Below are 13,516 nucleotides of genomic sequence, written 5' to 3' on the forward strand. Positions count from 1 at the left end.
ACCACATTGCACGACCTCCAGCTTGCCAGACGCATAATAGCGTGGGCAGATTTACCTGAGCAGTTCTGCAACACTACTTATAAAATAAATTTGCAAACTTTCATACAAATCTAATTAAATTATACTCTTACCAGAAATACTTATATTTGATACGTATCTGAATTATGTATCAAAGATATGGGTGGGGTGGTGCAAATGGATCCTGGAAGATGCGTTCTTCTTCTCGCTGTGCTCATCTTGATGCCCACAGCATGTGCGATATCCGTGAGCTATGGCTCCAGCGGTTATGGTGGATCTGTGACGCTCTCTGAGAGCTACGAGCTGGACACCTCCACGTCTCTTTCCGAGGCGACAAGCCTGGGCCAGGGATCTGTAGAGCAGACGAAGAGCGCCTCCGGAACGGGAAACAATCGCATCTCCACATCCATATCATCAAAGGGGTACAGTGCTGGCAGCAGCATCGAGAGCACATCATCTCTCTCCCTGTCCAGCGCTGTTGCAGGGGATGGCAGTGGAGCGGGCATCTCGCAGGCCCTATCTGCCTCGGGCTCTGTATCATCCTCACTGAATGGCGTCAGCGGTGATCTTGAGGCCATGCACAGTGCAGGTGTGGAGTCCGGGTTTCTCTCATCAGCTCAGAGCATTGGCGTGGGAAATGACGTCTCAGCAATGGAGAGCACCCAGATCGCTGGCATGAACGGATACGTCTCTGCTGGATTCTCAAGTAAAGATGGGTCCGGGGAGGTGGCATCCACAGTCTACGAGGGGGCAATCTTCGGCACCCTCGGATCAGGCAGCTCTGCTGTCTATGGAGATCTCGCCCTTAACGGCCCTGGAAGCCTGACTGCATCCGCATCTGATCTGGGGAGCAGCAGCAAGCATGAGATCCTTATGGAGGATGAGGGGGGTGATGCTGATGAAAGAGCATCAACGATGCTCCTGGCGGCCACCGGCGGATATGCTCTATCAGGTGCATCCCTGAGCGCAACCGGAGACAGGGTGAGCCTCTGCTCGGTCATATCCAACCCTAAGGGAAGCCTGGTCACAAAGGAGGTGCAGAGCGGGGTCTCGAAGCCTATGAGCTCCCAGTCGATTGGCATCGCCTCAGGAAACAGCGTGACCACAACCTGGAGCAGATCCGGAAGGGGCAAGATGTCTCCGATCTCATCCACATACAGAAGCACAGATGGAACGAAATCCGTGTCGAACAGCGTGAGCGGCTCAGGGTATCCGTACAGCATAGCAGGCTCTGCCACATACGGCGAGAGCAGCGCTGCGATGTACCAGACTCTGAGCAACACGAACGGAGCGCTCACAACATCCCAGAGCGCATGGTCCAGGAGCAACGGTGAGGAGCTCATAGCAACCAGCTCTCTGAAATCCTCAGGCACGATCTCAGGCACCCAGATCGCCATCTCTGATCCTGTTAAGGTCATAAGCTCGCAGTCGCTCACAGTGACAGGCACAGCAACAGTCTCATCATCCTCCAGAGCTAGCTCGAACGGCGACAGCTCCTCTGCATCAGCGAGCGTAAGTGGCGCAAGCAAGATGTCGCTGACAGCGCTCGCCGATGCATCGAACACCAGGTACAACAACGAGCTATACCACAGAACTGGAGCGCTTGTGGACACCTCAGGATATGCGAAATCGATAAAGTCTGACAGTTCAGCATCATATCTCAACAACTTCGCAAGATCCCACGGCGAGTGGACCAAGGCCGGATCAGGAGAGCTCACGGTCAGCGCTGAGACCGTGAAGAGCGCGGTCTCGGATGTGGAGATGAAGACTGGAAGCGATGCCGCATTATCATACACTCAGTCGGGCACAGGATCGAGTGTGAAGAGCGGCCTGTACACATACGCGGCCAAGAGATCAGGCGGTGATGTTTACCTTTACCAGAGCCACCTGTACTCGCATGCGTATCCGAAGAACGACCACCACTCCATGGACGAGTATGTATCCACAGCGTCCTCTGCCATATCAGCGAAGAAGTCAGACATGAAGATACAGCAGTGGGAGAACGGCAGGTGGGTGACAGCAAAGAACTACTACAGCTCAGGGAGCTACACAGCCGCGGTGAGAGCAAATGATATTTTGACATCCGAATACAAATGGGATCGGCTCTGGGAGGTGCAGCCGAGAAGCAAGACGCCATACGACAGGGTGCCGTGGGGTGTGGAGTACATGTACAGCAGCTCCTCGCTCTCAAAGACATACGGCGGCGAGGGTATAGATGTTGCGATAATAGATACAGGCGCTGACACGCTTCACCCTGACCTGCTCATGAGGATCGAGGACTTCGCAGATGCATACGGTCCGGGCGAGTACACACAGTCAGATCCACATGGCCATGGAACCCATGTGGCGGGCACGATAGTTGCTGATGGCGGATTCGATGGGAAGGGTATCTACGGGATGGCGCCAGAGGCCGACCTCAGGGTCTACAGCACGAACTTCTACCATAGCGATGTCGCCAGCGGGATATACAGGGCCACCGATCTCGGAGCCGAGATAATATCGATGTCACTCGGTGGCTCGGTGGAGTCCAGCACTCTCAACAGAGCTCTTGATTACTCAATGGCGAATGGTGTGCTGGTTGTAGCTGCAGCCGGAAATGGCCTCCCGAACAACCCAACGATGGCAACGCCAGCCCGCTACCCCGGCGTCGTCGGCGTCGGCGCCATAGACAGCTCAGGAAATGCGATATGGTGGTCCTCACCCGGCTCGAACGACGGCGATTACATTCCAGAGGGCAACGAGGTAACCTTCGGAGCGCCGGGAGTGAGCGTTTACTCGACGTACCCGATATACTGGGGATACTACACAACGATGAGCGGCACGAGCATGGCGACCCCACACATCGCAGGGACCGCTGCAAGCCTGTGGTCGAGGTACCTGATCTACGGAGACGGGGCGAACGATATCAAGAATATGATGATGAACTACGCGAAGCAGAACGATGTCACAACCGTGAAGGTCACTCCTGAGTCGGTGTTGTACAGAAGCTATGCAGAGCAGTACTTGAACTCAGGATACTACAGCAGTATATACCCGTATATGGACGGCTCGAAGACATATTATCTGAATATGCTCCAGGGCGATGATGTTCTCACAGGTGTGGGGGTTCCAAGAATAAAGCTGTAGGGGAGTGGCAGAGAAGGGCAGGGTGCTCATGCATCCTGCCCTGCAGATTTTACAGCCGATCTGAGAGCTACTGCTCTACAGCACGTTCTTCCATCACAGAGCTCATGGCTGCGCATCTTACTAGCGATGCGGTGTACCGATGCGCAGGCTCTCTGATAACCTCGCCCGACGGCCCCTCCTCAACGATGCTCCCCCTGAGCATGACCGCGATCCTGTCGCTCACCTTTCTCGCCAGGGCTATATCGTGGGTTATGAAAAGAATCGATAGACCCATACGCTCCTGCAGATCCATGAGCAGCCGCAGGATCTTCGCCTGGACGCTCGGATCCAGCGCTGATGTGGGCTCATCCGCGATGAGCAGCTTTGGATGCATGACCAGAGCCCGCGCGATTGCGACACGCTGAGCCTCTCCGCCGCTGAGCTGATGCGGGTATTTTCTGAGAAACTCAGGATCTGTGGAGAGCTCGGCGCTCTCCAGAGCACCCATCGCGCTCGCGACCCTCTCCTCATCGCTTCCTATACTCTGCACGTCCAGAGGCTCCCTCACAGCCTGAAGCACATTCAGCCTGTGGCTTATCGACTCCTTCGGGTTCTGGAATATCATCTGGACCCGCCTGTAAAATCCGGCGTCCCATCTCGCCCTCTCCCCCTCAAGGAGTACCTCTCCTGAATCTGGCTCGATGAGACCCATGATGATCTTCGCAAGCGTTGTCTTTCCGGATCCGCTCTCTCCCACAAGCGCGAGCGTCTCGCCCTCGTACAGCGTGAGGCTGACATGTGATACCGCGGGAAAGCCGCTGAAAAACTTGCACACATCCCTGATCTCCAGCAGCGGAACTATGCCGCCCCTGTGGCATGCGATCATCCTCCCGTTCGATCCTGCCAGCTTTGGCGCCTCCCTCTCACAGATCTCTATCCTCTGTGTGCAGCGCGGGTGGAATGGACACCCGCCGATCCCGGTGATTGACCTCCCAGGTATCCCCTGGAGGTCCTTTGTTGTGTTCATGCTTGGAAAGGATCTCATGAGACCTCTTGTGTACGGATGTCTGGGCTCTCTGATCAGATCGGCAGTCCTGCCCATCTCCATGATCATGCCTGAGTAGAGCACGGCCATTCTTTTGGATAGAGCCGATGCCAGCGATATGTCGTGTGTGATTATTATAGAAATGCGATCTGAGGTTGCGGATCTGAGAAGCTCCACGATATCAGCCTTTGTGAGAGCGTCCAGCGAGGCTGTCGGCTCATCTAAGATCAGAAGGTCAGGATCGTTGGCGAGCGCCATTGCGATGAGAACCCGCTGCCTCTCCCCACCGCTCATCTGATGAGGATACAGCCGGTAACGCATCTCGTCGAGGCCCACTGCAGTGAGCAGTGCGCGTGCTCTCTCCCTTATGCGTGTTCTGCTCCATTTGTTGTGAGCTGCTATCGCCTCGCAGACCTGCTCCTCTGCGGTGTAAACCGGATCGAGCGCATCCTCAACGTTCTGGAAGACCATTGCCATCCTGTATCCGCGCAGACGCCTCATCTCCTCATCTGAGAGCTCCAGGAGATTCGTTCCATCGAAGACAATCTCACCCTCGAGCCTGGTGCCAGCGAGCCGCATTATCGACAGGCCCAGCGTTGTCTTGCCCGCCCCGGACTCTCCGACGACCGCCAGAGAATCTCCCTTCTCAAGCATGAGATCTATACCTCTCAGAACCTCATGCTCTCCATACCTCGCTCTCAGTCCAGATATCTGAAGCATCAGGCATCCTCCTGCAGCCTCGGATCCATCGCCCTCTCGAGAGATGCGGCGATCAGGCTCAAACCGACAAGCGTTAACGAAAGCAGAACTCCCGCTGGAATCAACCACCACTTCCACACATCCAGATATGTGAAGGACATCGCCTGCTTCATCATCCTGCCCCAGCTCACCATCATCGGATCTGAGACACCAAGAAACGCCAGTCCCGCCTCCATGAGAACGGCGCGCCTGGCATCCTGTATCATTATGGCCACGAGGATCGGCCCCAGGTCCGGGACGATGTGTCTCAGGAGAATGTATCTCCTGGATGCCCCGAATGCTCGGGCCGCCACGACATGCAGCCTTTCCTGGAGGGAGAGCGTCTGCGATCTCACGATCCTCGCCCCTCCCGGCCAGCTGAAGAGGGAAATCAGGATTATCAGCAGTCCAAGACTTGGGCGGAGGTAAGCTGCCACAAGTATCATCACGACCACTGATGGCAGAGATATTACAGCATCCACTGCCCTCATGCAGACCTTGTCATATGTGCCGCCAAGCATCGCTGCGCTGCCCCCGATGACCACGCTGATCAGCGCCGAGAGAAGAGCCACGCCCACCGCGATCATCAGCGACGTTCTCGCTCCGTGGATCAGCTTTGCTGCTATATCCTGGCCGAGATCGTCTGTGCCGAGCAGATGCTCTCCCGACGGCGGGCTGAAGACCGGACCGATCTCCCTGTATGATGGAGCTATGAGAGGAGCGGATACTGCAAGGCCTGCGATGATCGCCACTATTACCATCCCGAAAATTCCAGCCGGGCTGGATCTCATCTCCCTCCAGAGATCAACGTGCATATCTCACCCTCGGATCCAGACGGACGTATGTCATATCCACCAGAAAGTTTGTCGTCAGGACTGTTAGAGTCACGATGAGCAGCACGCCCTGTATGAGCGGGTAGTCCCGGGCATTGAGCGCGGTGTTGAGCAGCGTCCCCACGCCGGGGTACGAGAAGACTATCTCCAGGAAGAGTGTTCCTGTTATCATGTTCGGCACGCGCATTCCCATCGCAGTCACGACAGGCAGGAGCGAGTTCCGGCCGGCGTGCCTGTATCTTATTGCCCCATCCCTCAAACCAGTGGCCTTCGCTGTCATTATGAACCTCGCCCTGAGCGTGCTGAGCATGGCATTTCTTGTGAGCAGGTATGTGGGTGCGATCTGAACAAGCACAAGAGAGATCAGAGGGAGAACGAGATGGTGCGCTATATCCAGAACCAGATCAATTCCCTCATGCCCGGCGTATGGACTCACTGCCCCTCCCAGAGGGGCCCACTCGAGAGTCACACCGAAGAGCAGTAGAAGAACAATTCCAATGAAGAAGTCGGGCATGCCTCCCAGAAACATCATTCCTGAAAGCATGCAACCATCCAGCTTTGAGCCCCTCCTGTAGCCGGACTCTATGCCCAGAATCACTCCGATGCATGAGGAGATGACGAAAGCAAGACCTGTGAGGAGAAGCGTCCAGGGGAGGAATCCCAGTATCACCTCTGATACTCCGGTTCTGTAGTAGTAAGAGTACCCGAGATCACCTCTGAGCAGTGCTGTTATGTATGTGATCAGCTGTGCATGCCATGGCTGGTCGAGGGCGAATCTCTTTATTATCTCTGCTTCCATCCCCGGGGTCATTGCTATCAGCGCCTCTTCCCCATATATGGCATGCAGCGGATCGCCCGGCATCATTCTGGGAAGCACAAAGTTGAGGATGAGTATGAGGAGAAAGGATATGGCGTAGTTTGATAGCCGGATTATATCCATCTTGATGACTTCATCATACCTTCTTAGCAGGATGGGCATATTAATGGCCAAGCTATATTCACCTGATATGACTCAATTCTATGATTAATATTTCATTTAAACTTATTATTACCATAATTGATATGGTATATGCTTTATATTACATGTATGAAATGAGTTACATGATTTATTAATTTTATTGTGAAAACATCCTCCAGAAGCTCAAGCCTCACCGTGCTCACCCCTGTCAGCTGTGCTCAGCAGATCGCTCAGGCGCATCCGATCGACTCTGATCTCTCCAGGGGGTGCCTGGAAGGACTCGAGCGCGGAGGCGTCGATCCTGAGAGCGAGACCATCGCAACGCTGGCGGGATCGATCGCCCTGAGCTCTAGCCCCCTGTCGGATATAGTGAGCCTGGCCTCCGTGACCAGTGGGGATGCGGCCTCGATCGCACCCCGCAGGGTTTCTGCATCGATAACCGCCTTCAGCACCCCATCACCTCAGTCCAGGCATGGTGCGAACCTGACGCGCGGCCTCACCGGCTCCGCAGGATACATCGCATCCATGCGCCGCCAGATGGCCTCCTGCTCCATGCTCCACCAGACCCTCGCCTGGAGGATGTGCTCGCAGCTCTCAGACTTGCACTTAGGGCAGCTCCGGGCTCTGGACCTGTGGTTGTACTCTACTTCGGTGATCGATCTGTTCTCGGTGTCCCAGATGGAAAAGATCGTCCTCCTGATGCCGTACTTCTTGGTCTCACGCATCGAGATTTCGACTGTAGGATTCATTTGAGCTCCACCTTAATCTATCATTGAACATATAGTATTCACTAATCATATTTAAATGTACATATACCACCTAACAACTATTAAATACTATCAGCAACCATCTGGTATTATGCGTGAAGATAAAAATACAAAACCGCGTATTGCTATCACAATCGATCCAGAATTCATCCAATGGATAGATCACAAAATCGATGAGAAGATCTTCGCCAGCCGATCCCATGCGATCGAGTTCGCGATCAAGCGGCTGATGGAGGAGGAGCGACAGAAGGGACATTGAGCGCCGGCTCATGCGCGAGGCCGGCTATCTTGACGAGGAGGGAATCTCATCAAACGGGCGTGGGGCAATAAGAGGGAGATGTGAGATGATATCCGTTCTGCTGGATCTATTCAGGGGCTCTGGTGGTAATGAGCACCGCGGGGCTGAATGTTACAATTTACCAGGAGATGGTAGACAATGAGCATTCCTGACTACGAAACGATAATGCTTCCACTGCTGCAGTTTGCAGCAGACCAGAAGGTACACTCGTTCCAGGAAGCTATAGATGCAATGGCAGAGAGATTCAACCTGACGGATGAAGAGCGCAAGAAACGGTATCCATCTGGGAAGTTGATCATTTTCAATAATCAAGTGGTCTGTGCACGAGCAGCCCTTAAACAGGGAGGTCTCCTCGAATACCCTAAGCCGAAACATTTTCGCATAACTCAGAAGGGTATCGAGCTCTTGAAGAGTAACCCGACGAAGATTGATCATAAATTTATACGTCATCTTATGAAAGCAAATGATCCTGATCATGAGGGTAATGCTGAATTATGCGATGTATCAGCATACAGCCCTGAGGAGCTGCTGGAGGATGCATACAAACAGCTGCGTGAGAGCCTTGCTGCGGATCTCCTCAGCATGATGAAGCAGTGCTCGCCGGAGTTCTTTGAGAGGCTGGTGATAGACGTTCTTGTGAAGATGGGATACGGCGGCACGCGCCAGGATGCAGGCCAGGCGATCGGTCGAACGGGCGATGGTGGGATAGACGGTGTGATAAAGGAGGATCGTCTCGGCCTGGATTCTGTTTACATCCAGGCCAAGCGCTGGGATGGGGTGGTCGGGCGTCCTGAGATCCAGAAGTTCGCTGGAGCGCTCCAGGGGAGGCATGCGCGCAAGGGCATATTCATAACCACAGGGCGATTCTCTGACGAGGCTCATGATTACGTGAAGTACATCGACAGCAGGATCGTGCTCATCGATGGCGAGACGCTGGTCGAGCTGATGATCGATAACGATGTAGGAGTGAATACGGTAAGATCACTTCATATCAAGAAGATAGACCACGACTACTTCGAGGAGTAAAATTGAAGTCTGCTGCGTCTGAGCGTTAGCAAAAATTTCAATTTCAAACAGGCTGCTGAGGGATGTGGATTCAATGATCTGAGCCCATGAACAGAAGTTCGAGTAAATGCTAAATTTCAGAAAAAGCTGAAATCTGTTCAGATCATGAACATGCTCAATACGTTGAGGTAAATTGCCCTCGGGGAGTATTTCTGGATGACTATGCCCGATGATAGCGGCTTCACTTGATAAGTAACTCAAGTACGCTCACGATATTGAGCAAATACTAACATCTCCTACAGGAACTGTTATACACCCGAGTTTTGTGTAGTACGGCAAAATATGGTATCCATGGTGAATTTTTTATAAATATTTGTAAAAATTTTAGTGCCGCTGCTCACTGAAAGTTGATAGTATCACATTAGCCGATTTTTTATATAATATGATACTAACACTGGCTGGAGCGTGGTCTGGTGAACTTGACCCCATCAAGGCGCAGGGCGAGGCAGCTAAAAGCCGAGGCTGAGAGGTTCGAGCGGTAGGCGGCGATCCTGTAGAAGATCGATAAGATGGAGCCTGCGGTGCGGTTGAGGCTTCAGACCGCGGCGGAGTACCGAGCAAGGGCAGAGCTCCTGGAGAAGCGGGCTCGGCTCGAAGATCTGAGCGTGCGGAATGTGGCCCTCCTGAAGGGCAAGAAGACCTACTGGCGGTGGATAACCTCGTGGAGAGAGGGCTCGAAGATCCGCACTGTCTATCTCGGGAGCTGTAACAAGATCACGAAGGAGAGGGCGCTCGAGAAGGCCAGGAAGATGAAGGCTCAGGCCCTGGGCATCGAGCTTTAAAACATTATGATAAGAGGAGAGGACATATGACTGAAATAGAATCAAAGAAGGCGGAGGCGAGAAGGAGAGCGTGGCGACCGTGAAGGGTGAGGCAGAGGCAGGAGCGGGAGGCAAGCCGCCAGAGGCTGCGAGCGCAGCCCCGCTTCACTTTTAATGAGCGGGGCGAAGCGAGCAGTTAGCGGCGCTGCGAGCTGGATGTGGTACTGTTCAAGCGATAAGCAGCGATTCTACAGAAGCAGATGCTACGATCGATTCAGATGCGTGTGTTGTCAGAGCGATGGAATACCTTGCCCAGGAACCTGGCAGGAGTCTGAGTGATCGTCTTTCACCGTTCGAGGATGTTCTGATCCAGGACTCACCAAATAAGATGGTTTAAGGTCTTCGCCAGAGTTTATATACCTGCTTACATCCTGGTACCTGGCGAAAATCCACCACAATTCAGACCTGTCCGGCAAAAGATTTATGTAAAATAGACCCCTCATATGGGCTGTTGCAAGGCGAATCCCGATGAAAAGGGAACTGAAAGAAAATATGTGCGTTCGATCCAAAATATGTGCGCGCTTTGTTGCAAGGCGAATCCCGATGAAAAGGGAACTGAAAGCGCTTCGAAAAAACTGATTATCTCGTCCTGAGGCACAGTTGCAAGGCGAATCCCGATGAAAAGGGAACTGAAAGTTGGTGGCACTTCGTCCAGTACTTCCGCTAACTTGAGTTGCAAGGCGAATCCCGATGAAAAGGGAACTGAAAGCTGTATCGCATCGCACACTGTTTTTATATCATACGGGTTGCAAGGCGAATCCCGATGAAAAGGGAACTGAAAGGCAATGTTTGCGCTCTGAAGGATGCGGAGATCAAGCGGGTTGCAAGGCGAATCCCGATGAAAAGGGAACTGAAAGAGCTCATCCCCAGATCCTCGCCTCGCTCCTTCATCAGTTGCAAGGCGAATCCCGATGAAAAGGGAACTGAAAGGCGTTACAGAGATCTGATAGTCGTCCAGCACACTCTGGTTGCAAGGCGAATCCCGATGAAAAGGGAACTGAAAGATCATAATTTCGAAGCTTATCAAATGCTGAACTGAGTTGCAAGGCGAATCCCGATGAAAAGGGAACTGAAAGAATATTTACAATTTTCGATAAAGAAATCATAGTCCAGGTTGCAAGGCGAATCCCGATGAAAAGGGAACTGAAAGGTATTCGTTTTGAATCGATTCGAGCGATACCATTTAGTTGCAAGGCGAATCCCGATGAAAAGGGAACTGAAAGTGTGCCTTCTTATCGCACCAGCTTTTAGCGCGATATCGTTGCAAGGCGAATCCCGATGAAAAGGGAACTGAAAGATGTGATTCATGTTAACCCCCACAAAATCGGGCCATAGTTGCAAGGCGAATCCCGATGAAAAGGGAACTGAAAGAACAACAGCAGCCTGTCCGGATGATAAAAGCTGTCTTGCGTTGCAAGGCGAATCCCGATGAAAAGGGAACTGAAAGCGCTCCGTGTTATGAAGGACACACTCGAAAAGATCAGGGTTGCAAGGCGAATCCCGATGAAAAGGGAACTGAAAGCTTACGCGCGTCGCGCGACAGCAAGGGCAGGCTGGTGTTGCAAGGCGAATCCCGATGAAAAGGGAACTGAAAGTTCTGTCCTCCATCCTCTGTATCATCTTCTCAATGAGTTGCAAGGCGAATCCCGATGAAAAGGGAACTGAAAGACAACCGGCTTACCCGCTCCAAGATCAAGTCTTATGTCACTGAGTTGCAAGGCGAATCCCGATGAAAAGGGAACTGAAAGTCGCGTCGTCACTCAGCCCGCCCGGCGCAATATTGGTTGCAAGGCGAATCCCGATGAAAAGGGAACTGAAAGTGTACGAAATCGCCCGTCGCAAAGACGGGCGGTACACCGGTTGCAAGGCGAATCCCGATGAAAAGGGAACTGAAAGCGATGGGGACGTCGGCACCCTGTACGTAGATGCGAAAATTGTGTTGCAAGGCGAATCCCGATGAAAAGGGAACTGAAAGTGATCTTCGCTGTGATTCCCGATTCCCTTCCACGGGTTGCAAGGCGAATCCCGATGAAAAGGGAACTGAAAGCTGAACGTGCCATCAATTGTGTACGTCTTGGACCGGACGTTGCAAGGCGAATCCCGATGAAAAGGGAACTGAAAGTTCGTCTGGCGCGGTGATCCAGATTCTAACGTCTGTTGGTTGCAAGGCGAATCCCGATGAAAAGGGAACTGAAAGGCTTTTAGCGCGATATCTAGCGCGGTCCCATGCACTCCGTTGCAAGGCGAATCCCGATGAAAAGGGAACTGAAAGAATTCATTTTAGACAGATCGGACAGATCATAACCTCGATAGTTGCAAGGCGAATCCCGATGAAAAGGGAACTGAAAGTACGATGAACTTCCCGCGAATCTGAGGGAAGTTGTTGATAGTTGCAAGGCGAATCCCGATGAAAAGGGAACTGAAAGAATGATATCCTGCATTTCTCGCTCAACCGAGAAGGCGTTGCAAGGCGAATCCCGATGAAAAGGGAACTGAAAGCGAATTTTTGGGCGGTTGTTTCTGCGGGTGTCCTGGAAAGGTTGCAAGGCGAATCCCGATGAAAAGGGAACTGAAAGGTATTACCGGAGAGCCGATGAGTGTATACGAACAGAGTTGCAAGGCGAATCCCGATGAAAAGGGAACTGAAAGCTTGGTCCCTTGGTTTGATAGACTGCCGCGAAATCCAAAGTTGCAAGGCGAATCCCGATGAAAAGGGAACTGAAAGCAGCGGAAACGCTTGCGCGCTCGACGAGCTCTCCATTTGTTGCAAGGCGAATCCCGATGAAAAGGGAACTGAAAGCGAATTTTTGGGCGGTTGTTTCTGCGGGTGTCCTGGAAAGGTTGCAAGGCGAATCCCGATGAAAAGGGAACTGAAAGGTATTACCGGAGAGCCGATGAGTGTATACGAACAGAGTTGCAAGGCGAATCCCGATGAAAAGGGAACTGAAAGCTTGGTCCCTTGGTTTGATAGACTGCCGCGAAATCCAAAGTTGCAAGGCGAATCCCGATGAAAAGGGAACTGAAAGTGGCGTACCCTTCACATACATCGGTCGCTTTCTGAAGTTGCAAGGCGAATCCCGATGAAAAGGGAACTGAAAGTTGTGTGAATCTGCGACCGCATCGCCTCCTTCACCTTGTTGCAAGGCGAATCCCGATGAAAAGGGAACTGAAAGCCTTGCCACCCGTAATCATCCAGCAGGTCATTCACAAGTTGCAAGGCGAATCCCGATGAAAAGGGAACTGAAAGGCAATTCTTCAAATGTCGAATTTGCTGTATATTTGCGTTGCAAGGCGAATCCCGATGAAAAGGGAACTGAAAGGGAAACAGCAAAGATGGCCCGATCGTTATGATTTACGGGTTGCAAGGCGAATCCCGATGAAAAGGGAACTGAAAGTCGATTGAATTTACAACGAGCACGTACGGCGATTTCTTCAGTTGCAAGGCGAATCCCGATGAAAAGGGAACTGAAAGATACCTGGACGCACTTCTCAGTGTCCAGTATTTTGTGTTGCAAGGCGAATCCCGATGAAAAGGGAACTGAAAGCACTTTCGTATACACTGAGACTGGCACCCGCTCCGCGTTGCAAGGCGAATCCCGATGAAAAGGGAACTGAAAGTCATACACTGGTTCCCCTCGTCTCCTCTGCACACCTGTTGCAAGGCGAATCCCGATGAAAAGGGAACTGAAAGATACTTATCGGGGAAAATTTATGAATTTCACCCGATTAAAGCTGCAAAACGAATCCCAAGGAAAAGGGAACTGAAACTCACACAATCCGATTTTACCAAAAGTAACCCCTACCCACACTATAAGTTCCTATAGTATCGACTACAGGAACTATTATACACCATGAGTTCCGGATAGTA

8 protein-coding genes, 1 pseudogene and 1 CRISPR repeat array are annotated in these 13,516 nt (G+C 52.3%); of the genes and pseudogenes, 4 read left to right on the top strand and 5 right to left on the bottom strand.

Translation table 11 applies throughout. The features are described 5' to 3' along the window. Positions 1-195: 195 nt before the first annotated feature. Positions 196-3,144 (top strand): S8 family serine peptidase, encoded by a 2,949-nt coding sequence (locus QHG98_08655; GenBank protein ID MDH7597786.1) that lies wholly within the window; start codon positions 196-198, stop codon positions 3,142-3,144. Between the two features lie 67 nt (positions 3,145-3,211). Here the strand turns inward: QHG98_08655 and QHG98_08660 are convergent, their stop codons facing one another. The 5 genes from QHG98_08660 to QHG98_08680 all read right to left on the bottom strand — a co-directional run bounded on the left by QHG98_08660 (position 3,212) and on the right by QHG98_08680 (position 7,446). Then, positions 3,212-4,888: an ABC transporter ATP-binding protein gene (locus QHG98_08660; protein ID MDH7597787.1), complete on the bottom strand. Its 1,677-nt coding sequence runs from the start codon at positions 4,886-4,888 to the stop codon at positions 3,212-3,214. Beyond that, positions 4,888-5,721, bottom strand: coding sequence for an ABC transporter permease (locus QHG98_08665; GenBank protein MDH7597788.1), 834 nt, complete (start codon positions 5,719-5,721; stop codon positions 4,888-4,890). Before QHG98_08665 ends, QHG98_08660 begins: the two co-directional genes overlap by 1 nt. Then, positions 5,711-6,718, bottom strand: coding sequence for an ABC transporter permease (locus QHG98_08670; GenBank protein ID MDH7597789.1), 1,008 nt, complete (start codon positions 6,716-6,718; stop codon positions 5,711-5,713). Before QHG98_08670 ends, QHG98_08665 begins: the two co-directional genes overlap by 11 nt. 209 nt (positions 6,719-6,927) lie before the next feature. Then, positions 6,928-7,149: a hypothetical protein gene (locus QHG98_08675; protein ID MDH7597790.1), complete on the bottom strand. Its 222-nt coding sequence runs from the start codon at positions 7,147-7,149 to the stop codon at positions 6,928-6,930. A gap of 9 nt (positions 7,150-7,158) precedes the next feature. After that, the gene (locus QHG98_08680) at positions 7,159-7,446 is read right to left on the bottom strand and encodes a hypothetical protein (GenBank protein MDH7597791.1); all 288 of its coding nucleotides are present in this window, start codon (positions 7,444-7,446) and stop codon (positions 7,159-7,161) included. A 481-nt stretch (positions 7,447-7,927) separates the two neighbouring features. On the opposite strand from QHG98_08680, the pseudogene QHG98_08685 reads away from it, so the two are divergent. The 3 genes and pseudogenes from QHG98_08685 (at position 7,928) to QHG98_08695 (ending at position 9,609) form a co-directional block, all read left to right on the top strand. Further along, positions 7,928-8,161, top strand: a pseudogene (locus QHG98_08685) (winged helix-turn-helix domain-containing protein). A gap of 54 nt (positions 8,162-8,215) precedes the next feature. Continuing rightward, entirely contained in the window at positions 8,216-8,788 is a 573-nt protein-coding gene (locus QHG98_08690) for a restriction endonuclease (protein ID MDH7597792.1), read from the top strand. Between the two features lie 548 nt (positions 8,789-9,336). Beyond that, positions 9,337-9,609, top strand: coding sequence for a hypothetical protein (locus QHG98_08695; protein MDH7597793.1), 273 nt, complete (start codon positions 9,337-9,339; stop codon positions 9,607-9,609). Between the two features lie 489 nt (positions 9,610-10,098). Further along, positions 10,099-13,416: a CRISPR direct-repeat array (repeat unit 37 nt; unit sequence GTTGCAAGGCGAATCCCGATGAAAAGGGAACTGAAAG). Positions 13,417-13,516 lie beyond the last annotated feature (100 nt).

This window comes from Methanothrix sp. (assembly GCA_029907715.1).
GTDB lineage: Archaea > Halobacteriota > Methanosarcinia > Methanotrichales > Methanotrichaceae > Methanothrix_B.